Source organism: Hafnia alvei, from assembly GCF_964063325.1.
GTDB lineage: Bacteria > Pseudomonadota > Gammaproteobacteria > Enterobacterales > Enterobacteriaceae > Hafnia > Hafnia alvei_B.
Genome location: NZ_OZ061315.1, coordinates 4,328,182 through 4,351,997 on the forward strand (window position 1 = coordinate 4,328,182; position 23,816 = coordinate 4,351,997).

Annotated in this window: 18 protein-coding genes; 7 read left to right on the forward strand and 11 right to left on the reverse strand. The window is 49.8% G+C overall.

Annotated features, from left to right (window positions below; translation table 11 throughout):
• Positions 1-33: 33 nt before the first annotated feature.
• The 5 genes from AB3Y96_RS20125 to AB3Y96_RS20145 all read left to right on the forward strand — a co-directional run bounded on the left by AB3Y96_RS20125 (position 34) and on the right by AB3Y96_RS20145 (position 5,636).
• Complete coding sequence (locus AB3Y96_RS20125) at positions 34-1,380, forward strand: MFS transporter (RefSeq protein ID WP_367300067.1); 1,347 nt, start codon at positions 34-36, stop codon at positions 1,378-1,380.
• Between the two features lie 47 nt (positions 1,381-1,427).
• On the forward strand, positions 1,428-3,137 hold the full coding sequence (gene ilvD / locus AB3Y96_RS20130; protein ID WP_367300068.1) for a dihydroxy-acid dehydratase: 1,710 nt from the start codon (positions 1,428-1,430) through the stop codon (positions 3,135-3,137).
• 6 nt (positions 3,138-3,143) lie between these two features.
• Positions 3,144-4,040, forward strand: a complete 897-nt coding sequence (locus AB3Y96_RS20135; protein ID WP_367300069.1) for a dihydrodipicolinate synthase family protein — start codon at positions 3,144-3,146, stop codon at positions 4,038-4,040.
• 15 nt (positions 4,041-4,055) lie between these two features.
• Positions 4,056-4,829 carry an SDR family NAD(P)-dependent oxidoreductase gene (locus tag AB3Y96_RS20140; protein WP_367300070.1) on the forward strand — a complete coding sequence of 258 codons (774 nt, stop codon included), beginning with the start codon at positions 4,056-4,058 and terminating at the stop codon, positions 4,827-4,829.
• Between the two features lie 375 nt (positions 4,830-5,204).
• On the forward strand, positions 5,205-5,636 hold the full coding sequence (locus AB3Y96_RS20145; RefSeq protein WP_072310198.1) for a hypothetical protein: 432 nt from the start codon (positions 5,205-5,207) through the stop codon (positions 5,634-5,636).
• Between the two features lie 79 nt (positions 5,637-5,715).
• Here AB3Y96_RS20145 and AB3Y96_RS20150 read toward each other — a convergent pair whose 3' ends face one another.
• From AB3Y96_RS20150 to agp, 4 genes are all read right to left on the reverse strand, one after another.
• On the reverse strand, positions 5,716-7,152 hold the full coding sequence (locus AB3Y96_RS20150) for a 6-phospho-beta-glucosidase (RefSeq protein ID WP_367300071.1): 1,437 nt from the start codon (positions 7,150-7,152) through the stop codon (positions 5,716-5,718).
• Positions 7,153-7,189: 37 nt separating this feature from the next.
• Positions 7,190-8,707 carry a PTS transporter subunit EIIC gene (locus AB3Y96_RS20155; protein ID WP_367300072.1) on the reverse strand — a complete coding sequence of 506 codons (1,518 nt, stop codon included), beginning with the start codon at positions 8,705-8,707 and terminating at the stop codon, positions 7,190-7,192.
• Between the two features lie 180 nt (positions 8,708-8,887).
• Positions 8,888-9,619, reverse strand: coding sequence for a MurR/RpiR family transcriptional regulator (locus tag AB3Y96_RS20160; RefSeq protein WP_072310201.1), 732 nt, complete (start codon positions 9,617-9,619; stop codon positions 8,888-8,890).
• A 148-nt stretch (positions 9,620-9,767) separates the two neighbouring features.
• The gene (gene agp / locus AB3Y96_RS20165) at positions 9,768-11,081 is read right to left on the reverse strand and encodes a bifunctional glucose-1-phosphatase/inositol phosphatase (RefSeq protein ID WP_072310202.1); all 1,314 of its coding nucleotides are present in this window, start codon (positions 11,079-11,081) and stop codon (positions 9,768-9,770) included.
• A gap of 225 nt (positions 11,082-11,306) precedes the next feature.
• On the opposite strand from agp, the gene AB3Y96_RS20170 reads away from it, so the two are divergent.
• Positions 11,307-11,642: a DUF2002 family protein gene (locus AB3Y96_RS20170; RefSeq protein ID WP_025798499.1), complete on the forward strand. Its 336-nt coding sequence runs from the start codon at positions 11,307-11,309 to the stop codon at positions 11,640-11,642.
• 103 nt (positions 11,643-11,745) lie between these two features.
• Here AB3Y96_RS20170 and AB3Y96_RS20175 read toward each other — a convergent pair whose 3' ends face one another.
• On the reverse strand, positions 11,746-12,438 hold the full coding sequence (locus AB3Y96_RS20175; protein ID WP_072310204.1) for an LrgB family protein: 693 nt from the start codon (positions 12,436-12,438) through the stop codon (positions 11,746-11,748).
• Positions 12,435-12,875 (reverse strand): CidA/LrgA family protein, encoded by a 441-nt coding sequence (locus tag AB3Y96_RS20180; RefSeq protein WP_072310205.1) that lies wholly within the window; start codon positions 12,873-12,875, stop codon positions 12,435-12,437. Before AB3Y96_RS20180 ends, AB3Y96_RS20175 begins: the two co-directional genes overlap by 4 nt.
• 145 nt (positions 12,876-13,020) lie before the next feature.
• Between AB3Y96_RS20180 and AB3Y96_RS20185 the strand changes: the two genes are divergently transcribed.
• Entirely contained in the window at positions 13,021-13,935 is a 915-nt protein-coding gene (locus AB3Y96_RS20185; protein ID WP_367300073.1) for a LysR family transcriptional regulator, read from the forward strand.
• 522 nt (positions 13,936-14,457) lie between these two features.
• Here the strand turns inward: AB3Y96_RS20185 and AB3Y96_RS20190 are convergent.
• From AB3Y96_RS20190 to AB3Y96_RS20210, 5 genes are all read right to left on the reverse strand, one after another.
• Positions 14,458-16,107 (reverse strand): Na+/H+ antiporter, encoded by a 1,650-nt coding sequence (locus AB3Y96_RS20190; protein ID WP_072310207.1) that lies wholly within the window; start codon positions 16,105-16,107, stop codon positions 14,458-14,460.
• 236 nt (positions 16,108-16,343) lie between these two features.
• Positions 16,344-17,711 carry an NCS2 family permease gene (locus tag AB3Y96_RS20195; RefSeq protein WP_040045600.1) on the reverse strand — a complete coding sequence of 456 codons (1,368 nt, stop codon included), beginning with the start codon at positions 17,709-17,711 and terminating at the stop codon, positions 16,344-16,346.
• Positions 17,712-17,964: 253 nt separating this feature from the next.
• Positions 17,965-19,281, reverse strand: a complete 1,317-nt coding sequence (guaD, locus tag AB3Y96_RS20200) for a guanine deaminase (protein ID WP_072310208.1) — start codon at positions 19,279-19,281, stop codon at positions 17,965-17,967.
• A 37-nt stretch (positions 19,282-19,318) separates the two neighbouring features.
• Positions 19,319-20,779 carry a uracil-xanthine permease family protein gene (locus AB3Y96_RS20205; protein WP_367300074.1) on the reverse strand — a complete coding sequence of 487 codons (1,461 nt, stop codon included), beginning with the start codon at positions 20,777-20,779 and terminating at the stop codon, positions 19,319-19,321.
• Between the two features lie 159 nt (positions 20,780-20,938).
• Entirely contained in the window at positions 20,939-23,815 is a 2,877-nt protein-coding gene (locus AB3Y96_RS20210; protein WP_367300075.1) for a molybdopterin-dependent oxidoreductase Mo/Fe-S-binding subunit, read from the reverse strand.
• Between the last annotated feature and the right edge of the window lies 1 nt (position 23,816).

Sequence of the window (23,816 nt, forward strand, 5' to 3'; positions counted from 1 at the left end):
TTCACGATTATTTTTGTTTCGTCGAGGTCACCCATGACAGCTTTGGACATCAGTAATACCTCTGAAAATGAAAAAAGGATCGCCGCGGTATATAACAAAATAACCCGCCGCCTCATCCCCTTTTTAATCCTGTGCTACTTCTTCGCTTATTTAGATCGCGTGAACGTCGGCTTTGCCAAACTGCATATGCAGGACGCACTCAACTTCAGCGATACCGTGTACGGCGTTGGCGCGGGGATCTTCTTTATCGGCTACTTTCTGTTTGAGCTACCGAGCAATCTGCTGATGCAGCGTTTTGGCCCGCGTTTTTGGATCGCGCGGATCATGATCAGTTGGGCCATTCTCTCTGCATTGATGATCTTCGTAAAAACCCCCACTCAGTTCTACGTGCTTCGCTTTTTGCTCGGCGTGGCAGAAGCAGGATTCTTCCCCGGCATCGTGTTTTATCTCACGCTATGGTTTCCGTCATGGCGCTCAGCTCGCACGCTGGGGCTGTTTATTCTCGTCACACCGCTATCCACCATCATCGGTAGCCCGCTGTCTGGTTTTATTCTAAAAGCGTTTGAAGGCGTTGAAGGCCTGCATAACTGGCAATGGCTGTTTGTGGTCGAAGCAATCCCCTCATTTTTGCTGGCCTTCGTGGTATTACGCTATCTCGACAACGACGTGAAATCGGCCAGTTGGCTTAGCGATGACGAAAAACAGGTCGTCAGCGACGATCTTGAAACCGACCGTCAACGCAATCTGAAAGCGAACGCCGGCAAGCCACCACAAAGCCTGAAAATGATGTTTCGTAATGGCTATGTCTGGCTACTGGCGCTGATTTTTTTCAGCTTCAATATTGGCTACTACGGCATCAATTTCTGGCTCCCTTCGATCATTAAAAGCTCCGGTGTGAGTGACGATTTCCATATCGGCTTACTCGCCGCGCTACCTTATGTTTTCGGTGCCATTTTCATGGTGTGGAACAGCCGTCACTCCGATCTGCACTGCGAGCGGCGCTGGCATATTGCCATTCCTGCGGTACTGGGCGCAGTGGGGCTTACGCTCAGCGCATATTGCAGCGGCTCAACCGTATGGATGATGGCGTGGATATGTCTGGCGATGTCCGGCACGTTAGCGCTGATCCCAACCTATATCAGCCTTCCCGGTACGTTGCTGTCTGGCACCGCTGCCGCTGCGGGCATCGCATTAGTTAACTCGGTGGGTAATCTGGCCGGATTCTTTGGCCCAACGGTTCTTGGTTGGCTTAAAGACAACACCGGCAGCACCAACGTTGGGCTGTATATCCTCGCCGCATTTCTATTGCTGTGCGCCCCCCTAATGTTTTTGTTACCAGCCAAGCTGGTTAATCCTCGCCGTGATGCAGGCAGATCCTGAATGCAGAGCACGGTGGGCGTTGTATCGTTATTGAAAAGAGGCAGTTTATGAGTGGATGTAAAAACTGTGGCACCTGTGGTGATGGTCATTTTAACCCAGTACTAAGCGGTGATGACGGTGCGCTTAAGCGCGCGCTGTACAAATCAATGGGGCATACGGATGAGCAGTTACGGCGTCCGGTGATTGCGGTCGTGAACAGCTATACCAACGCCACGGCTGGTCATGCGAATCTCAATGATCTTACCGCCGAAGTGCTAAAGGGGATTGATGAAGCCGGCGGCGTTGGCATGGTCTTTGGCACCATCGCGCCCTGCGACGGTATCGCCGAAGGTCATTTGGGCATGCGTTATATTCTTGCGGCCCGCGAAGTCATTACCAGCTCAATCGAAGTGATGATGCGCGCCCACCGTTTTGACGGCATGGTGCTGCTCGGTTCCTGTGACAAAATTGTCCCCGCGATGCTCATGGCAGCAGCGCGCCTAGATATTCCGGCTATTTTGGTTAACGGCGGTCCAATGTATCCAGCGGAATATCACGGCAAGCATTGGGACGGCAATATCGTTACCGAGGCCATTGGCTGGAAAAAACGTGGCGAAATTGACGCAGCCGAATTCCGACATATCGAAGACATCGCTGAACCCGGTCCGGGCTCCTGCACCATGTATGGCACCGCCAATACCATGTGCAGTATCTCAGAGGTTTTGGGAATGAGTTTGCCGGGCAGCGCCATGCTTCCTGCCATATCTCAAGCGCGCCGCGAATGCGCTTTCCGCACGGGGCAAACCGCCGTTGACTTAGTCAAGCGCGGTGTCAATGCACGGCAAATTATCACGCCGCAGTCAATCCGCAACGCCATGATTTATCTGCTGGCAACCGGCGGTTCAACCAACGCGATCCTGCATTTGCAGGCCATCCACTACGAGGGGGAATACGGCCATCTCCCCCTCTCCGACTTCGATAAGTTAAGCCATCAGGTTCCTCTCGTCGCGTCGCTCTACCCAGCATCAGAATACGACATGATCGATTTCTGGGAGGCGGGCGGCGTCGCTGCGGTTGAAAAAGAGATCGCGTCGCTGATGGATCTCAACGCGCTCACCGTAAATGGACAAACCAAAGGCGAATGGCTGGCTCAGGTTTCCGCCAGTCATCGCCCCGAAGTCATTCACACATTGGCCATTCCGGTACGTAATGAGGCTGGCGTGGCAGTCTTGCATGGCAACTTATCGCCGCTCGGCTGCGTCGTCAAACCAGCCGCCGTGCCTGAACACCTGATGACCTTCACCGGCCCTGCGGTGGTGTTCAACAGCGAACAGGAATCGGTTGATGCCATTCTTTCCGGCGAGATCGCTTCTGGCAGCGTGCTAGTTCTGCGCTATGAAGGGCCTAAAGGCGGGCCAGGTATGCCAGAAATGTATAAGCCTATGAAATATCTAGAGGGCATAGGGCTTTCTGACAGCTGCGCGCTGATCACCGATGGCCGATTCTCAGGTTCCAACCGTGGGCTGTTTGTCGGCCACATTTCACCTGAGGCCAGTGACGGTGGCGATCTGGCGCTGGTGGAGAATGGTGACAGCATCACCATCGATATTCCGACCCGCGAGCTCACGTTGAACGTTGACCAAGCCACGTTGGCAAAACGCCGTCAACATTGGATACCGATTGAAAAACAGGTACCACGCGGATTCCTGCGTTTATACCGCCGCTGGGCGCTACCTGCGGCACAAGGTGCCGTGCTTGCAGACCGAGATGAGGAGTAAGTAATCATGTATCAACCAACTGATATCTATGGCGTCAATCCAATTGCAGCCATGCCTTTCACGCCACAGGGCGAGCCTGATTACTCAAGCTTTAGCCGCATGTTAGAACATCTGGCAGCAACGGGAATTCAAGGATTAACCCTATTTGGCATCGCCAGTGAGTTTCCTAAACTGGATGACAACGAGCGCTTGCTGCTTTCCAATCAGTTTTTATCTGACCTTCGTGGCAGCGGCATTTTTCGCGCTATTTCGGTCACCGACCACAGCACTGAGGTTGCCGTAAAGCGAGCTCGCGACTATCAAAAGCGGGGGGCAGACGCCTTAATGTTGTTGCCGCCATTCTTTCTACAACCGAGCCCTGAAGCGATTTCACATCATATTTTCTCAGTGCTAGAAGCGGTCAACATTCCGGTTATGGTGCAATACGCGCCGGGCGAAACCGGGCTGGCTATCACGCCCGAACAATTAGCCGACGTCGCCACTCGCTATCCACACGCGGTATTTAAAATTGAATGCAATCCGCCGGTGGATTACACACGCGAATTTTTACAACAGGCACCGCAGGCCTGCGTTCTCAACGGTTATGCAGGGCTTTATATGCTGCAAATGCTCGAGGCAGGAGGCAAAGGCGTGATGCCGGGTTGCTCCTTTAGTGAAATTTATGTGCAGATTTATCAACGCTGGCAGCAAGGGGAAAAAGCCGCCGCGCAGGAATTACATCAGCAACTATTGCCGTGGATCCAGCGCTGGATGACGCACTGCGAATACATCATTCAGGTGGAGAAAACGATCCTACAGCGCCGGGGGATCATCGCCAGTGATTACTGTCGCCACCCTGGTTGGTCACTGACAGAGCAAGATCGTCTGATGATCGACAGTTTCATTTCAACATTTGCTCTTTAAGCTTACGGAGTATTTATGTCTACACCAGCCCAGCAGCCGCGCGTTGTCATCGTGACCGGAGCCAGCCAAGGCATCGGCCACGCCATCGCGCAATCATTCTTAAAAAACGGCGATATCGTCATTGGCTGTGCTTTTTCTTCATTGGAAAAAGCCCCTCATGCCAAAGCGCTCTTAGAGCACTATCCCGAGCATTTTTGTTACTACTCGGTTGATATCACCCGCACCGAAAGTATCAGCGAATTTGTTGCCGCCGTTGAGCTTCGTTTTGGTCGTCTTGACGTACTGGTTTCCAACGCGGGTAAAAACGTCTTCAAAGGCATTGATTGTGAACTGGAAGATTGGCACCACAATCTCGATCTTAACCTACGTTCACACTGGTATATGGCGAAGTGCTGCCGTGGGATGTTAGAGAAATCACGGGGCGTTATTCTGGTGATGACCTCGAACCATGCCTTTTCAACCATGCCGGGCTGTGCGCCTTACAACATCACTAAGCGCGCGTTACTCTCGCTGGTACAAAGCCTCACCATTGAATGGGGCCCGGCCATTCGCAGCGTAGGGATCGCGCCAGGCTTTATTGATACTGCGGGAAATCAGGTTTGGTTTGACTCACACGGCGACGGAGAAAAAGCGCGGCAGGAAACGATCGCCAAACATCCTGTTGGCCGTATTGGAACGTCTGAAGAAGTGGGCGAACTATGCCTGTTCTTATCCAGCCCCGCCGCTGGGTTTATCGCAGGCACCACCATTGTGATGGACGGCGGTCGGAGTGCTCTGATGCAGGACTAATTGCCGGATAAAGCAATCGAAAAGACGCATTACCTTAATTGGGAAGCGTTTTTTCGCTACTGAGCGCAATACTGAACGTCATTGATTCCTAAAAAGTGTTGCTGATGTTTTCAATTTGAAATATTCAGACAATAACACTCATCACAGCATCTATTTGAATTATAGATTATTTATATATCTTTACCTTTAAAATTACGAGAAAAGCTTCCCAATCCCCGGCCTCTAGACATAAATTCTTGCAGTGCAAATTGGACAGATATCGAAGATTTTATAGAATCTGTTGTCCAAGTTACTGCTGTCCAAATACTGACCAAATAAAAGCGAATTAGCTTAACACGCTGAATAGTTTAATTTTTAACCATTGAGAACAATTTCATGAAGAAAACACTGTTAGCCTTATTCGTTCTCTCACCGTTCGCCAGCTTGGCTGCAACGCCAGCGCAGCCGATGATCGGCAACTATCATGCGGTAGGCTATACCACCTGCGGCGGGTTTAAAGTGCTCTCCAGCGCCATCAGCAACGAGAATGTGATGGTGTTGCAAATTACCGATCCTATCAGCAAGGCATCGCAGATTTATTACGGGAATCGTACTGACGACGAGAGCGAGAAAGTGCAGTATGTGCTGTCTAATTACGATGAGAAAACCAAACAGTTCACGCCAGATCCATCGAATACCACCATCAATTTCGGCATCAAAATGGGCTATCCGGGCACACCGGGCAATGACTTATACAATCTGACAATGGGTGGTCAAACCTATGTGTGCAAGCAGTTCACCATCTTCAATTCACTCAGCAAAAAATAAAATCGTCTGATTTGAAGACATAAAAAAGCCATCGGCTATTTGCAGATGGCTTTTTTGTTTTTTTATTTAAATCAATCCGCTACAGCGTCTCACCATTGCTCTTAATCACTTGCTTATACCAATCGAAACTTTGCTTTTTAGCACGCTCTTGTGTGCCGGTGCCGTCATCATGTTTATCAACGTAGATAAAGCCATAGCGCTTACTGTATTGGCCGGTCGTGAAAGAAACACAATCGATGCAACCCCATGGGGTATATCCCATCAGCTCAACGCCGTCGTCGATTACCGCTTTTTTCATCTGTTCGATGTGGGATTTTAAATACGCGATACGATAATCATCGTGAATTTGCCCATCGGCACCAGCTTTGTCTACCGCACCAAACCCGTTCTCAACGATAAACAGCGGTTTCTGGTAGCGCTCATACAAAATGTTCAGCGTGTAACGCAGGCCAACAGGATCGATCTGCCATCCCCACTCTGACGCTTTCACATGCGGATTCGGCACCGAGCCCTCAAAACCCGCCAGCGCCGTTCCTGTTCCCGCCGAGTTTGCCTGCACCGCATTGCTCATGTAGTAACTCAGGCCGATGTAATCCGCGCATCCATCTAACAGAATCTGTTTGTCATTCGGTTGCATTTCAATGTGATACCCTTTGCGTTCCCACTCTTTAAGAATGTACGAAGGGTAATAGCCACGCATATGCACATCGCCAAACAGGAAACGCTCACGCATCGCTTCCTGCGCATACATCACATCATCAGGATGGCACGAGTACGGATAGAGCGGCACCATGGCAATCATACAGCCGATTTGTAGCGCAGGATTAATATCATGCCCTAACTTCACCACCTGTGCGCTGGCAACGAACTGGTGATGTAGTACCTGATACATGCACTCTTCGGGGTTAGGCTCATTGGTGTAAATCACACCAGAGCAGCAATAACCAAACAGCGGTGTTTTCCAGTTACGCTGGTTATTGATCTCGTTGAACGTCATCCAGTATTTCACTTTATGCTGGTAACGCTTGATCACTACTTCGCTAAAGTGGACAAAGAAATCAACGACTTTGCGATTTTTCCAACCGCCGTACTCTTTAACTAAATGCCACGGCATTTCGAAATGCGACAGCGTAATTACTGGCTCAATACCATATTTCAACAGCTCATCGAACATGTCATCGTAAAACTGTAGCCCCGCTTCATTCGGTTCTACTTCATCCCCGTTGGGGAAGATTCGCGACCACGCAATTGAGGTACGAAAACATTTAAAGCCCATCTCAGCAAACAGCGCGATATCACCTTTGTAGCGATGATAAAAATCAACCGCGTCGTGGTTGGCATAAAGGTAACCGTCTTGGATGCCATCGGTGATCACGCGATCGACGCCATGCGATCCGCTGGATAAGACATCAACGATGCTTGGCCCTTTGCCGCCCTGATCCCAGCCGCCTTCAACCTGATGAGCCGCGACCGCGCCGCCCCACAGAAAATCATCCGGTAACCGTTGTTGTTTCATGCTGTTGCTCTCTTCTTTAATGAATTTTGTTACGTAATCAAGCGACTTCAGGCTGCGCCGCTGCTTTGGTATCTGTCACTGCTGCTGGAATTTCCTCTTTAAATCCGGCAAACCAGGTAAATACGGCACCAAGGACAAAGGCCACGCTTATCGACAGGACGAAACCGAGGAACTGAGGCAGATGCCCTTCTTTGAAGAACACCGGCAGCACCGCGATCCCAGGAATACAGTAGCTCCACGATACCGCATTGAAGGAACCGGCAATGGCGCCTCCGACCGCACCCGCCATGCAAGCACACACCATGGGACGTTTTAAACGCAGTGCCACACCATAAATTGCAGGCTCAGTAATCCCGAACAGACCCGTCATCCCCGCAGATAGCGCAACGCGCTTCATCTCGGCATCTTTAGATTTCAGGTAAACGCCTAGAACTGCGCCCGCCATGGCAAACACGGCTGAGGCTTGCAGACCGGTAAAGGTGTCGTAGCCCAAGGTAGCGTAGTTGCCGACGGTGACCGGAGTAATCCCCCAATGCACGCCTAAGGTGACTAACGGTGTCCACAGTGCGCCAACCACAAAACCGGCGACCACAGGACTGAGATGATAAAGCGTGTTGTAAACCCCGCCGATGGCGCCGCCAATCATGTTGCCAATCGGGCCAAATACCAGCAGTGTCAGAGGAACAATAATCGCCAAACAGAACATCGGCGTGAACAGATTGCGGATCACCAGCGGCAGAATACGTTCAAAGAAACGCTGCACGTACGACATCATCCACACCATCAAAATGATCGGAATAACCGCCGAGGTGTAACTCAAATACTGCACCGGCATGCCTAAAAACGTCAGTGGATCTGCGCTAAGCGGAATACCTACGACTTCGGTTAAAACACGGGCAATCTGTGGATTACTCACCGCTTCTTTCATCAGTTCCTGCATTGCCGGATCGGCAGAATTCACCAGCAGGATCTTGTTGGCTGTCAGCATGCTCATGTAGTCAGGACAAACCAGCGCACAGGCGGCAATAACGGCAGTAAATGGGTTAACGTTAAATTTCTTCGCGGCGGTAAAAGCCACCATCACAGGCAGGAAAGTAAACCCGGTCCATGAAACGAAGTTCAAGATGCGATAGGTTCCGCTGGCAGGATCCATCCAGCCTAAAACGGCAAACAGCGAAATCAGCCCCTGCAGAACACCACATGCGGCAAGCGGGTAGAGAAAAGGCGCAAAAATGCTGGAAATGATATCCATCAGACGGCTAACAATACCGACGTTAGGTGCGCTGACGGCGGCATTTTCATCCACCTGAATCAGCTTTAGCACTTCTCGGTAGGCATCACCCACATGGTTACCAATCACTACCTGTAATTGCCCGCTAGACTCAATAACCGTAATAACGCCTTTAACACGCTTAAGGGTTTCTTTATCTACTTGAGAATTATCTTTTAATACAAATCGTAAACGCGTTGCACAATGTGTGACATTAATCACATTATTATCGCTACCAATTAATTTTACAATTTCCTTGGCCGAGTCCGCATAATTAATTGCCATAGAATGAGTCCTTCTGTAGGAACAGAAACCCCTTTTAATAAACGGCAGGGGAATATTCATGATTTATAATTCGGATAGTAGCAAAGAATTAAGTAATGTCACGATATAACAAAAAAACACAAATGTGATTTGTCACGTTAAAGAAACACGTTGTTTTTTAATAGATCAATGTCTCAATTATTAACTAGAGATATTCTTTGCTAATTTCTTTCCTATTGCCTCTAGCATATAAATAACAGGAACCTGAGTGGTGATATTATATTCACTGGCGATCAGGATTTGTGGCATGTGATAGGAAAGATTGAAGTCCGCCATGCGCGCTAAAGAAGAGGTTTCGCTGTTGGTAATGCTGATAATTTTACAGTGATGCAGGCTAAACTGACTTGCCAACTTTAATATTTCCGGCGTTTCACCAGAAACAGATAAAATAATCGCAATCGCATTTTTATACATATCCGTGCTAATAGGATAATAGGGATCGTCAATATAATTACTAAACTTACCGACGTTAGAGAAAAAACGTGCGCCATATTTCCCTAACGTGCCCGACGTGCCGGCACCGACAAATATTATTCTTTCCGCCTCAGCAATTTGTTCCGCCGTGCGCGTAATAAGTGCTTCAAACTCATCATTGTGAATACTTTTAAAGAAGCTCATTATTTCACTCGCCCCGGAGGTCAATAATAATTTCTCTTCTTGTTCAAGATAAAGCTTAAAACGAATACGAAACTCAGAATAACCGCTGCAATTCATTTTCTTGCAAAAGCGTAATATGGTGGTGGTGGAAACATCCGCTTCATCCGCTAACTCACGGATAGTCATATACATCACCTTATCTTTATTTTTGATGACATAGTTATATACCATCAATTCCAAGCCATTCAGCGTCGATAAGGCGATATGGGTAAACATACGAGTATCCAGTAACAAGTTATCGTGACAAAGTATCAGAACATCATAGAGATGACAAAGTATCTCAGATTCGAGAGCATAAATGCGCTCCTAAACAAGCTTAATGCCTGAGCACGAAAAATATGCACGGTGCTCAGGCAGATTATCTTTACTGTCCTTGAATATCTTTCGCTATCGCGGTTTTAAAATCATCCATTGGGCAGAAACCGTTAGCATCAATTTTACAGCCATCGATTTGTAAAATCACACGCTGGGCCGGTGATGATAATGATAACGGCGTAGCATTGCGGATTTGATCGGTTGACTGATATACGTATTCAATCTTCATCAAATCCCGATTGTGGTTTTTATCATGCCAACGTTGGAAAACAATTTTCCCGCTGATCGGGGTTTTCTCATACTGCTTAGGCAGTTCATAATCGGCTGTTTTCATGGCGGCTAGCAAAGACGCGATGTTGGAATCATGCCCCACCAGCACCGCAACCTTCGCTTTATGGGCGTCTGCCGCCAGCACATTGTTATCTGGCGTTCCCACCAGCGTTGCGCTAACGAAACGCATCAAAGGTGCCGCCGCATTTTGGGCTACCGCCGAGGAACCAAACAGGGTTTCATGATAAAGATTCTTTATCTCCTCCAACTGCTGCCACTGTTTTTCATCGGTAATTTGTCCCCAAGCCACCTCTTTCAGCGGATATCCTTCGTAATACTGCAGCATAAATCCATCAGATGCGCCGGTTCCTACGCGTAGCGGACCCGTAATACCGGGCTCTTTATCCTGAACGATATTGATCGTATTTGGCTGTTCAGCCAACGAGCAGGTTTTCTTCTCGGTGCAGACCTTCGATTGTCCGTAGTCCATTACCTGCTGAAGTACCGCATAGTTAGGTTTCAGGCGTTCGTTAAGGCCTTCTATCCCGCCCTGTCCCGCATGTTGGTTAATCGACTCGATAGCTTTTTGTTTAAACTCATCCGTGACTTTAGCAGTGATTATTGGGTTAAACGTCGGGTCCATAGTGCCAATTTTGGCCTGATGATTCACTTTGAGTGAACACTCGGGAAATGCCCCGCTAACAAAGCTTTTCGCGGTATCAATGGTGCGAGGCAGGCTATTAGCATAAACAAATACGGCACCGTCGGTTGGGCAAGCGCCCGCAGGCAAAATACCGGTTTGGGCGAGCCAATCACGCATATATTGGCCAAAGAGTGTTTCCACTTCGGCCCCTTTAGGCGTCAGCAATCCTCCTTCCGTTTTCCATACTGGCCATTGATGTGGCGTCGATTCTGCCAAAATATCGCCATATCCCACCAGCGGCGCACGGATACCATGACGGCTGAAAATCAGAACCTGTTCTAGCTGGTAACCTTCAGGCGCAGCGGAAGAAACATCCGCAGACTGAGCCGCCAGCGGAATAAATAACGCCAATGCGCTCAATGAGAAAAAGCCCTTAGTTGTTTTTTTCATTTGCCCGTTTCCTTATACAAATTGAAGGGTTACCGAATGGAATTTACGAGGCTTAGTGTAGATAGGTATCAGACTTATGTTCTTGCCACGCTTCACATAACAGGGCTAATCATTCTCATTGCGCAGAGCGCCATGCGGGATCTCTCTTCCAGAAAAGTCCGGTTGTCCCACATTTTCAATCCGCTATGGTCTGTGCCTATAAGAGAGAACAATGGGAGAGTCAGCATGTATTTACGCCCTGACGAAGTCGCACAGGTACTTGAACGAACTGGGTTTATTAGAGATTACGTGACCGATAAAGCTTATGGTTTTCATAAAGGCGATCACTATGTCTATGTTAACCGTGAGGCCAGAATGGGCCGAACCGCACTGGTTATCCACCCTGCGCTCGGGCAGAAAAGTCTGAAATTTGCGCATCCCGCAGAGCCACTACGCAGCAGCGTAGCCTATACGCGTTTCCCTCAGGATCCCCATGCGGTAGATACCGCATTCGTTGGTATTCCACACGGATTCACTTCACGCGCGCGTCTCAGCCAGTATTTGGAAAAAATGTTCCAATAGCAGCGCTGAAAATAGGGCAAAAAAAACCTCTGCCGTGCGGGTGCTAGGCAGAGGCAAACTCTTGCAGCTATAGCGCTGTTTTATACAGGCTTATTATTAAAATTCATGACCACATCACATGGCCGATCAGCGGGGCCAAAACCACGGTAACCACCCCCGCTAACATCATAACCAAACTTGAAACCACGCCTTCGGTCTGTCCTATCTCATAGGCTTTCGCGGTTCCTGCGCCATGCGACGAGGCCCCCAATCCTGCCCCTTTCGCCATACCGCTGCGCACCGCCAAACGTAGGAATAAAATATCGCCAACGCCCATGCCGAAAACGCCGGTGATCACCACAAACAGCGCGACCAAATCAGGTTGCCCGCCCAGTTGCTTAGCCGCTTCCAACGCAAATGGCGTGGTGATTGAACGCACAGCCAAGCTGCGCTGTACTTCCTCTGGCAACGTTAACAGCCGAGCCAACCAAACTGAACTACTCACCGCCACGACCGTTGCCGTAATAACGCCTGCGCTTAACGACATCCAGTGGCGGCGAATCACAGCCATGTTTTCATAAACCGGTACCGCAAACGCGATAGTGGCAGGGCCCAATAGCCAAAGCAGCCAATGGCTCTCTCCCATATAATCCTGATAGGAAACATGTGTGACTACCAAAAACAGCACTAAAATCAGCGGTGTCAAAACCAGCGGCATCATCCAAATGGTATGAATACGACGGTATATTTTCTTATTGGCAAAATAGAGCGCTAGCGTCATCAACAGACAAAGCACACTGATACTTAAACTACTCATGCGCGATCTCGCTTATAGGCGGCCGATTGCTTTTTACGCTGTAGGTAAATTTCAAAACGATAAACCCGATCTACCACCAGCGCCGTCAAACCGAGCGTCAATGAGGTACTGACTGCAATCACGGCAAAAATCCGCCAACCTTCTACCATTAATAACGAAGCGTAATTCACCACCGCAACCACGGCAGGAACAAAAAACAGCAACATTTCAGCCAATAACCAACGCGAACCCGCCTTTACCCACTTGATGGGCAAAACGCGTAAAACGATCATCGCCAGCAGCATCAACATACCCACGATATTGGCGGGAAGAGGAAGGTGGAATTGAACCACCACCCATTGTGCAGCTAAAAACAATGCAGCATACAAAGCGACCTGAACAGGCACCTGTAAACGGCTTAGGACGAACGGTGCGCAAGAGCGCAACGCCAGAGACATGGTAACCTCAGAATGAGAAAAGTGTGAATGAGCGCACAGTATAGGCAGTAAACAATACCTGCATAAAATGAATTAATATTATTGCCATTATGCCAAATTGGCATACTTTGTTATCCCATCAACAAAATGCTCTTATGGAGACACCATGGATGTCAGAACGCTGCGCTATTTTGTAGAAGTGGTACGCCAACAAAGCTTTACCCGCGCGGCGGAAAAACTGTTTGTTACCCAGCCAACCATCAGCAAAATGCTCCGCCATCTGGAAGATGAGCTGGGATGCACGCTGCTCATCCGTGAAGGACGCCGTTTACATCTTACCGACAGTGGGCAAGCAGTTTATCAACGCGGCCTAACCATACTGGATCAATTTAGCCAATTAAGATCAGAGCTAGAAGATATCAGCACGGTGAAACGCGGCCAGCTTAAGTTAGGTATTCCACCGATGGTCGGTACCCAAATGGCCGGATTAATTAATGAATTTCGCCATAACTATCCAGGAATCGAGCTGATTATTTCCGAATTTGGCGGGCTTACCGTTGAACAGGCCGTGTTATCGGGTGAACTCGATCTCGCCTTAACGGCGCTTTCAGGAGATACCGATGCCGCCATCGCATCGCTACCGCTGTTCAGCCATCCGCTGTGCGTTTTAGTCCCTCGCACCGAAGAGTGGCTATCGCGCACCAGCATCGCTATGCCCGAACTCGCTGAGCAGAATATCCTGATCTACAACGAGGATTTCGCGCTCTATAAACAGCTAATGCAGGCCTTTGCGGTTCATAACGTGACGCCACAGATTGCGGTTCGCAGCGGGCAGTGGGACTTTCTCGCCGCCATGGTTCAGGCTGGCGTAGGCATCGCAATTTTGCCAGAGCCTATCTGCCAACGGCTCGATCCAAAGACCCTACTTTGGCTGCCATTAGAGCCAAAACTGATGTGGGAGCTGGGTTTGATTTGGTGTGAGGGGCGATATTTGTCGCACAGCGCTCAAGCGTGGATCGCGCGCTGCCGTGAATATTGGCCGAACGGGGAAATGCATCCCGAGTGGATAACGTTGAAGTAAGGTTTTTATCTAAAAATAATATGTAAGATCAGGTGTAAGGTTCGCCAGACTTATGTTGGATGAGAATCAAATTTAGCTCGCCCACTAGCAGCAGTGTTTCCATGTAACCACTGAGGTCGGCGATCGATGAGGGGCGCCAGCGCGCGCCCCTTCAATCCTCGCGCTTTTATCCGAGACGCCATCTCCGCTCCGGTTTGGTATCGCCCATCCAGGGCGCCCCAAACTCCGCCGGTACATCCCTGTACCGGCGGCTCTCTCTACCAAGACAAAAATACCTTTTGTCTTTCTCTGTAAGATGAAATGAATTTTAGAGCCACCAGCAGGGATGCTGGTGGCAGGCTGAGGGCGTACAGGATGTACGCTCCGAAACCGGTCGGCTAAACGACTCGGTAAAAAGAGCGCGGGTCAAGGGAGTACGCTCTGGTACTCCCTTGTCGGACACCAACATCAATGATTACATAGGAGTTTTAATACTTACCGGTGGCCGAAACATTACACCGCCCCCACATACATAAAGATACCTTACCCACTCTTCTCCACCAGCAACGCTTCCAGCAAATCAAGGTCGTGCAGCAGTTTCTGCAACGTTTCATTGCTGATTTTTTGTGTGGCACGCAGGTGGTAAAGCTCACCGCGCTCAGCGCGTAGCGCGGTTAAACGGAAGCGACGTTCAAGGTTTTCAACCTTACGCATCTCTTCGGCGTTTTCCTTGGTGCTAATGCGCCGACGCAAACTCCCGATCACGCGCGAGCTCACCTCTGTCAGCAACTGAGGATCGATGTTTTCTTCGGTATCGACTTCCAAGCGTTCCTGCATTTTCTTCAGGCTTTCAATCGCGACTTCTGCCGTAACCGATTTCGCCATCGTCTCTTCTTCTCGGTAGGTATTCGTGTCGTTGACCTCCATGCCTTTCAGCAGCAATGGCAGCACGACAACCCCGACGATAAGCGAGAATAAAATCACCCCGGTGGCGATAAACACCAGCTGATATCGACCAGGGAATGGCGTGCCATCGGTCAAAAACAACGGAATGGAGAGCACACCAGCTAAGGTAATGGCACCGCGTACCCCCGCGAACGACGCAATCCACAGATCACGCAGGCTATAGCTGGCAAACTGCAGCGGGTTACGTTTCATGAAGCGTAAACTTAAGCGACGCATGCACCATAGCCACAGGAAGCGTAATACCAGCAGCACGCCGTACACTAACGCAACATCGGTGAACAAGAACCATGTCTGGATGGTAGGATCGCGCTCCGCCTGAATAATGGAGCTTTCCAAAATTCCCGGCAGTTGTAGCCCCAACATGATAAACACCATGCCGTTAAACACGAATTCGAGCATTGCCCAAACGCTGTTAGCGCGCAGGCGCATCGTCAACGGAGCATTACGAATCACGCCCGATTGGCTGATGGTCATCCCCGCGGCAACCGCGGCCAAAATACCGGAAACACCTACGTGTTCAGCAATCAGATAGCTGGCAAACGGCAGCAGCATCAAGAATACAATTTGCGTGGCAGGATCATCACCGGACCAGCGACTCATGATACGCAGCGATTTGCTGTATAACCATGTCACAGCAACACCGGCGAACAGACCACCAATAGCGACCTTAAGGAACTCAAGAGTCGCACCGCCTACGGTGAAGACCATCGTTCCCATTGCAACGGCGATAGCAAACTTCAGCGCAACCAGACCAGACGCATCGTTCATCAGGGCTTCGCCTTCCAGCACGCCCATAATGGTTTTTGGAATGCGACCTTTGCCCACAATCCCCCCCAACGCCACGGCGTCAGTAGGAGAGAGCACAGCAGCCAGAGCAAACGCAGCCACCAAAGGAACTTCAGGCAGTAGGATGTGCAGGAAATATCCGACGCCAACCACCGTAATTAATACCAGCACCAGCGCCAGACCTAAAATCTCACGCCCGTGGTGTAAAAACTCTCGCGTTGGCGTTTTCCACCCGTCAGCGAATAACAACGGAGGAATAAACAGTACGAGGAAAAGTTCAGGGTCAAAATCGACGTGCAGGCCAAAATGCGGCCATGCCAGCAGAGCCCCGATAGCAATCTGCATCAGCGGCAACGGTATTTGGAACGGCAACATACGCGTTACCACCCCAGATAAGGACACCACTAGGATCAGGATCAGAATAGTAAAGAAGATTTCCATGCTTTCCTTAGTCTCACTACAAAATACAACCGCGTTTTGCTTATAAATACCCTTTCAAACATATCACCTTATGATTTTTGTCCTAAAGGAGAAAGTGTGCAAATAGGCTGAGAATTACCTGAAAGTAACCAATGGTATTATTTCTGTTGAAGATAGCGACCGCAAGCGCTCATCACTTAAAAAAAAGAGCGCCCTAAGGCGCTCTTCTAAACGTTATCGGTTTTCACGCAGCAAACTTAAATTGCCCAGCCACCTGCATAAAATGCCACTAACGCAATCGCAATAATTACCGTGCCCACATTCAGCTTGCGCCACTCATTAGAGAAAATACGACCAATCACTAAGGTGGTAAAGCCCAGCATAATACCGGTAACGATGTTACAGGTCAGTACGATAAACACCGCACATACCAGACCCGACATCGCATCAACGAAGTCATTGAAGTCTAGCTTGGAAACGTTACTCAACATCAGCAAACCAACATACATCAGCGCCGGTGCCGTTGCGTATCCCGGAACCAAATAGGACAACGGGGACAGGAATAAAATCAGCAGGAACAACACGCCAACAACGGTAGCCGTGAGTCCGGTTTTACCGCCTGCTGCCGTACCCGCCGCCGATTCGATATACACCGCAGCAGGGGACGCGCCAACAAAACTAGAGACAATGCTGCTCACTGAGTCAGCGGTTAACGCCTTGCCACCGCTGATGATCTGGCCGTCTTTATCCAGCAGGTTTGCCTGACCAGCCACCGCACGGATGGTACCGGTCGCATCAAAAACCGCCGTCATCACCAACGCCAACACGCTTGGCAACACCACCGGCTTCAATGCCCCCATGATATCGAGGCTAAAGATCAGCGATGAACCATCGGCAGCAGATAGGCTTGGCAATGCGAACAGCCCCTGATACTTCACGCTTGGGTCAAAAATCAGTCCGATGATTGAAATACCAATAATCACCAGCAGAATGCCGCCTGGGACTTTCAGTTTTTCCAAACCGAAAATAATGGCCAGCCCCAGCAGGGACATCATCACAGGGAAAGAAGTGAATGCCCCCAGTGCCACCGGCAGCCCTTCAAGTGGGTTTTTAATCACTAAACCCACGCCGTTCGCGGCAATCAACAGCAGGAATAGGCCAATACCAATTCCCGTTCCGTGGGCAATCCCCATTGGCAGGTTATGCAATATCCACGAACGTATCCCCGTGACCGAAATCAGGGTAAACAGAACACCCATCAAGAATACGGCGCCCAAAGCCACTGGAATACTGATGTGCTGCCCGAGTACTAAACTAAACGCGGTAAACGCCGTCAGGGAAATCGCACACCCGATGGCCATTGGCAGATTCGCCCACAGCCCCATCAGTAAGGAACCAAAAGCCGCCACTAAGCATGTTGCAACGAACACGGCTCCTGGGGGAAATCCAGCCTTACCCAACATGCTCGGCACGACGATAACGGAATACACCATGGCAAGGAAAGTGGTAACCCCCGCCAGCACTTCTTGGCGAACGCTGCTTCCACGAGCAGAAATTTTAAAGTAAGCGTCAAGCGAACCGCCCGATTTACCCGCTGACCCTTCTTGAGATGAATTGCTAGACATATTGATGTCCTCTGAGTGTTTTAACATTGCGCATGATGACAATAATGTTGTTCAAGATTGCTAACGCCTGAACCTGCGTTTTTCTTATTACCGTAACTTTGCAATATCCATTTGCGGTATCTATAGCTTGCTACAAAACCACAAAGCAAACGATTACCCCATCAAGCACATCAGTTATAAAAATGGGACGGTTATTTAAGGCAAACGATTATCTGGCCTATAAACCGTCATTTCAACTAAAGATATCGACATTTTAGGTGCGTTCGTACACTAATTGTCCATCGACGTAGGTTCTGTAGATCGAACGGTCATCGCCAAGCGTCATCATCACGAATAATTTGTCCATGAGAGTCACAGAGTTATCGTAACGAAGCTGCTGTAACGGCGTTGCCGTTGGCTCTAAAACCACAAAATCAGCCTCTTTGCCTATATTGAAGTTACCGATAATGTCATCAAGCCCCAATGCTTTGGCACCGCCTAAGGTCGCCAGATAAAACGCCTCATAGGCAGACATTCGCCAGCCCTGAAGCTGCATCACCTTGTACGCTTCATTCAGCGTTTGCAGCATATTGAAAGTGGTTCCGGCGCCAATATCCGTACCCATGCCGACTTTAATCTGTTTATGCCACGCTTTTTTCAAGTTGAACAAGCCGCTGCCGAGATACAAATTCGACGTAGGACAAAACGCGATAGACGATCCGGTATCGCGCAAACAGTCCCATTCTGGCTCTTCTAAATGTACGCAGTGCGCAAAAACGCTATTTTTACCGGTTAGCCCATAGTGATGGTAAACGTCTAAATAGCCCTTCCGTTCTGGATACAGAGCTTTTACCCACTCAATTTCGTCTTTATTTTCACAAAGGTGGGTATGGAGATACGTATCGGGATACTCTTCACGCAGTCGCTGCGCCATTGCCAGCTGTTCTGGCGTCGACGTTGGAGCAAAACGCGGCGTAATGGCATAGAGCAAACGCCCATTGTGGTGCCAGCGTTCAATCAGCGCTTTGCTTTGGCTATAACTGGTTTCAGCGGTATCGAGCAAATAATCAGGAGCATTGCGATCCATCATCACTTTGCCCGCGATCATTCGCATATTGATGTTATGCGCGGCCTCAAACAGCGCATCAACCGATTCGGGGTGAACCGTGCCAAATACCAGCGCCGTGGTGGTGCCGTTGCGCAATAGCTGCTTGATAAAGAAAGCTGACATTTCGCGGGCGTATTCAATGTCGTTATAACGTCGCTCGGCGGGGAACGTATGTTTATTCAACCATTCCAGCAACTGCTCACCATAAGCGCCCACCATTTCGCTTTGCGGATAGTGAATATGGGTATCCACAAAGCCGGGCACGATCATTTTTCCGCTGTAGTCACGCACGCGGATGCCCTCTGGAATCAGATGCTTTCCTTCCTGCCATGTGCCAAACCACTCAACTTTCCCGCGGCGGAGCAACATTAAGCCGTCTTCAATAAAGCGCAGATGAGATTCAATTTCCTCAGGCTGCTCTACTGTTTTGACGATATCTAAAAAATTACCGCGTATCGCTTTCAAAGCATGTTGTTCAGACATGATGTTTTCTCCATTAGCATGTCAGAGTGACAAACCGCTATTTCGCTTGAGTAAAATTCTCAGTCACCGGCTTAATCAGTTCTTCCAACTCATCTTCTTGACCACGCTTATTCACTCTTGGGATCAGCAGGTTAAGAATGATGGCGGTCACGCCGCCCGCACAGATAGGATTTTCAAACAGCACATAGATAGAATCAGGAAGGATACGAAAGATTTGCGGATCGTAGGAAACGCCCAGCCCAATCCCCAAAGCTGTCGCCACAATCAGGGTTTCACGCCGATCCATACCGCCGCACAGAATAATTTTTATCCCTGCGAGGGCAATCATCGAAAACATCAGTGTCATTGCGCCGCCTAAAATAGGCGCGGGGATGGTGGTAAAGAAACGCCCAATAACCGGAAACAGGCCCAGAATCACTAATATCGCCGCGATGTATTTCCCCACATGTCGTGAAGCTACGCCGGTCATTTGGATCACGCCGTTGTTTTGCGCAAACGTGGTCAGCGGTAAAGAACCCAGAGCACAGGCGATCACCGAAACCAAACCATCCGCCAGCACACCGCCGGATAATCGCCGATCATATTCTTCCCCCACAATGGGACGTTCAGAAATAATCGCCGTTGCCGTGATGCTGCCCACCGCCTCCAAAATACTTAAAAGATAGATGGTAGCGGCAACCAAAAAGGCATGAAAATCAAACGAGAAACCATATTTAAACGGTTGAGGGATAGTGATAATCGGCAGATCTTTTAGGGTCGAGAAATCGACAATACCCATAAACAACGCACAGACATACCCCACGATTAAACCGATGGCGATCCCCCCCATCCGCAACAGCGCGTTCTGGCAGCAGTTAAAACCGATCACCACGCAAAGCACCAGAAAACCCAGACCGAGATTTTGATAGCTACCAAAGGAGCCATCGCCTTTGGCGGGTAAACCGCCGCCAAAATCAATAATGCCGACTTTGATCAGGCTAAGGCCAATCATCAGAACCACAACGCCGCTAACGGTCGGTGTGATCACGCGTTTGAGATAGGGAAGAACCTGCGACGAGGCAACAACGAGGAAAGCACCGACAAAGGCCACGCCAAGTAAGGCGGAGATAATCGCCTGTTCGTCGAGCCCGTCTTTTTTCATCGAGCCCCCCAGCGCAATCATGACGGTCACGAACGAAAAATTGACCGATTGAATGGAGAGTAATCCTGACCCTACACGACCAAATCGATTTACCTGGATGAAAGTACCAATTCCCGAGGCAATCATCGCCATAGAAACTAAATAGGCGGTGACCTCTGGAGATAACCCTAGCGCGGTGCCGACAATAAGCGCAGGAGCAACCATGGGGACAAAAATGGCGAGGAGATGCGTCACCGCACCGATCAACATTTCATGCAACGGCGGCTTATCATCAAGATGATAAATAAGCTCTGAATCCCCAGAAGATAAGGACTCATTTTTAACGGTTTTATCTGCAACTTGCTGTACATCAGACATTTTCTACTCCACTGAGAAATTGAATATCTGATTCAATAAATGCGGGAAAAACCATGCAGAAACCCTGCCCAGATTAAATTGAATCCAGACTAAAGCTCATGCTTAGTTAACTATTGAATCGTAGAGGTGCGGAGATGATTTCCCCGCACCTTATTACGCTTACGCCTCGAGTTTATTCAGTCCTCGGAGGATTTTTTCCGGTGTAAAGTGCCATTCTCGCAACCAAACACCACAGGCATCGTGGATCGCCGTCGCTATCGCTGGCGCTGCGCCGTTCACGCCGATTTCAGAAATGGATTTAGCGCCGAATGGGCCAACCTTATCGTCGCTGGGCACGAGAAATGCGCGGAAATCGCGTGGGATATCACCAATTTTTGGAGCCCCGTAGGTCTGTAGATCGCGCGTTATAGGGCTACCGTTTTCATCATAAAACAGCTTTTCTGTCAGGCTGTGTCCGATGGCACGCATAGAAGCGCCGTAGATTTGCCCTAACGCCAGTTCTGGGTTAACCGGCGTACCACAGTCGAGCAATGCATAGAACTTATCGAGCCGAATCTCACCGGTTCGCACATTGACCGCAACCTCAGCAAAGTTTGCGCCAAACGGGAAAGCAAAATCTGGCGTGATATAACACGCGGTGGCAACCAGCGTACCAAAGCCCGTTCCCGTTTCCGCTTTATGTGCAATCTCAGCGAAGCTCACTTCACCCTGCTTGCCCCGCACGATGCTTGGGCTGACGATCACCACATCGTCGATAGGCTCACCCAACATTTGGGCCCCGTGGAAGCGAATTTTTTCTTTCAGATTTTCAGCCGCTTTCTTGGCAGCGTTGCCGGAGAAACACGTACCCGAGGACGCATAAGCCCCCTTATCAAAGAGCGCATGATCGGTATCACCCGAAATAACATGCACATCAGCCAGAGAACAACACAACACTTCTGCGGTAAGTTTAGTGACAACCGTATCCAATCCGGTGCCGATGTCTGCGCCGCCTGAATGAACGATAATCGTGCCATCAGACTCCAGTTTCACCATGCAGTTCGCTTGGTCGATATCTGGAATACCGGATTTCTGCATGATAATCGCCACACCTTGACCGATTCGCCAATCCCCCTGTGGAGCCTTATTTTCTCCCCAGTTCATCAGCTCACGTCCTTTACGCAAAATCGGTTCTAACGCACAGCTCGCCGCCGTTGGCACCGACGTTGGCATTTTACCCTCGCCAATCGCGCCTAATATTTTCAGCTCTTGTCCTTCGATTACACGGTTGAGTTCGATCATATCCAGCAAATCGATATCGAGCTGTTCAGCTAACTCCGCCAGCGCCATGGTTAGCGCAAAGTTTCCTTTTGGCGCGCCGTAGCCTTGGTAGGCACCGGTTGGGCAGATATTGCTGTAGTAGGTCGTCACTTGGAAATTGACGTTGTCGCAAGGATAGAGAGGCAATGAAAGCGCGGGGCCATTGCTGGGAACCGTTAACGAATGGTTGCCATAAGGGCCAGTGTTGGCGCGGAAATCCATATCAATGGCGGTAAGCTTACCTTCTTTCGTTGCCCCAATTTTCACTTTCACTTTGGCAACGTGTCGCGTGGTGTTACTGATAAATTCTTCTTCGCGAGTGTAATGGAAATAGACCGGACGCCCCGTCACACAGGTCGCCCATGCACAGACCTCCTCTAACAGAATGTCCTGCTTGGAGCCAAATCCCCCACCCACACGCTCTTTGATAACGTGGACTTTATTTTGTTTCAGCCCAACTAAACGCGCCACCTGACGACGAACATGCCACGGAACTTGTGTAGACGCGTGGATCACCAGCCGCTCACCGTCCATATAGGTGAAGCAGACATGGGTTTCTGTCGGGCATTGCTGGGCTTGGGTCGATTCATACGTGCGTTCAATCACGACATCCGCCTGAGCGAATCCCTTTTCAACATCCCCAATACGGCCGTGAACGCCTGCGGCAATATTGCTATGTGGTTTTGCGCCAATCGGGAAGTTGATAATCATGTGCTCGCCCCGCGTCGCCGAGCCCCGATTCTGCACCTCAAGGTCAGCCGGTGCGCCGTTCACATAAACAATAGGTTCATCGTGAACAAGCGGTGCACCGTCGGCCATTGCCTCATCAATCGACATGACCGGTTTCAACACCTCAAAGCTGACGTCTATCAACGCTAATGCCGCCAGCGCAATCTCTTCGCTTTCGGCCACGACCGCAGCCACACGATCGCCCACATGACGCATCTTCTTACCAAACATACGACGATCGAGCGGAGAAGGTTCAGGCGCGCTTTGTCCCCCCGGCGTGTAATAAATATCGGGGCAGTTCAAATGCGTAATCACATGTACCACACCCGGCAATGCTTCTGCCTTACTCACGTCTAAATGCGTAATCAGCGCGTGCGGATGCGGGCTGCGCAGCATCTTGATAATGCAGGCATTGGCAGGAACACGATCTTCAACGTAACAAGGTTTAGCCTGCACCATTTTGGCAGAATCGACCTTTGGGCAGAGCTTGCCCACCACCTGCAAATCATCGCGAAACTCCGGTGCGATCTCCTGCTGGCAGAAAGGATCGGCCATGCGTGCCTGTGCTAATTCAACCACCTGATAAAACTGCTGATAGCCCGCATCGCGGCTAAATAATCCCGATAATGCATCATCAATCTGAGTTCGCGTTGGTGACGGGATGCGCTCAAGCAGCTCGGTAAGAATTAACGCAGCCGCGGGATCGTTATAGCCTGATTGCACAATCCCCACATCAACCATCGCCTGTTGTACCGGGCTAAGTTGATTCCACGTGCCCAGTGATTCTGCGGTGCGGACCACTGTTCCCTCAAGTTGGGCGGCGATCAGCAGTGAAGCGTTAACCACCACACCGTCAAAAATAATGGCATCGGAACCCGCAAACCCAAACCCATCGTCACTGTTACGTACAGAATGTAGGCCTAGATTGAACAAGACTTTCTGCACGTTATCCCCCGCCTCACATGACAACGTGCGAGGGGTACCATTTAGCGTAAAGCGAATATTCATA

Excerpts from the sequence above, each read along its gene's own strand:
- AB3Y96_RS20125 (WP_367300067.1), top strand. The coding sequence starts at position 34 with ATGACAGCTTTGGACATCAGTAATACCTCTGAAAATGAAAAAAGGATC.
- ilvD (WP_367300068.1), top strand. The coding sequence starts at position 1,428 with ATGAGTGGATGTAAAAACTGTGGCACCTGTGGTGATGGTCATTTTAAC.
- AB3Y96_RS20135 (WP_367300069.1), top strand. The coding sequence starts at position 3,144 with ATGTATCAACCAACTGATATCTATGGCGTCAATCCAATTGCAGCCATG.
- AB3Y96_RS20140 (WP_367300070.1), top strand. The coding sequence starts at position 4,056 with ATGTCTACACCAGCCCAGCAGCCGCGCGTTGTCATCGTGACCGGAGCC.
- AB3Y96_RS20145 (WP_072310198.1), top strand. The coding sequence starts at position 5,205 with ATGAAGAAAACACTGTTAGCCTTATTCGTTCTCTCACCGTTCGCCAGC.
- AB3Y96_RS20150 (WP_367300071.1), bottom strand. The coding sequence starts at position 7,152 with ATGAAACAACAACGGTTACCGGATGATTTTCTGTGGGGCGGCGCGGTC.
- AB3Y96_RS20155 (WP_367300072.1), bottom strand. The coding sequence starts at position 8,707 with ATGGCAATTAATTATGCGGACTCGGCCAAGGAAATTGTAAAATTAATT.
- AB3Y96_RS20160 (WP_072310201.1), bottom strand. The coding sequence starts at position 9,619 with ATGTTTACCCATATCGCCTTATCGACGCTGAATGGCTTGGAATTGATG.
- agp (WP_072310202.1), bottom strand. The coding sequence starts at position 11,081 with ATGAAAAAAACAACTAAGGGCTTTTTCTCATTGAGCGCATTGGCGTTA.
- AB3Y96_RS20170 (WP_025798499.1), top strand. The coding sequence starts at position 11,307 with ATGTATTTACGCCCTGACGAAGTCGCACAGGTACTTGAACGAACTGGG.
- AB3Y96_RS20175 (WP_072310204.1), bottom strand. The coding sequence starts at position 12,438 with ATGAGTAGTTTAAGTATCAGTGTGCTTTGTCTGTTGATGACGCTAGCG.
- AB3Y96_RS20180 (WP_072310205.1), bottom strand. The coding sequence starts at position 12,875 with ATGTCTCTGGCGTTGCGCTCTTGCGCACCGTTCGTCCTAAGCCGTTTA.
- AB3Y96_RS20185 (WP_367300073.1), top strand. The coding sequence starts at position 13,021 with ATGGATGTCAGAACGCTGCGCTATTTTGTAGAAGTGGTACGCCAACAA.
- AB3Y96_RS20190 (WP_072310207.1), bottom strand. The coding sequence starts at position 16,107 with ATGGAAATCTTCTTTACTATTCTGATCCTGATCCTAGTGGTGTCCTTA.
- AB3Y96_RS20195 (WP_040045600.1), bottom strand. The coding sequence starts at position 17,711 with ATGTCTAGCAATTCATCTCAAGAAGGGTCAGCGGGTAAATCGGGCGGT.
- guaD (WP_072310208.1), bottom strand. The coding sequence starts at position 19,281 with ATGTCTGAACAACATGCTTTGAAAGCGATACGCGGTAATTTTTTAGAT.
- AB3Y96_RS20205 (WP_367300074.1), bottom strand. The coding sequence starts at position 20,779 with ATGTCTGATGTACAGCAAGTTGCAGATAAAACCGTTAAAAATGAGTCC.
- AB3Y96_RS20210 (WP_367300075.1), bottom strand. The coding sequence starts at position 23,815 with ATGAATATTCGCTTTACGCTAAATGGTACCCCTCGCACGTTGTCATGT.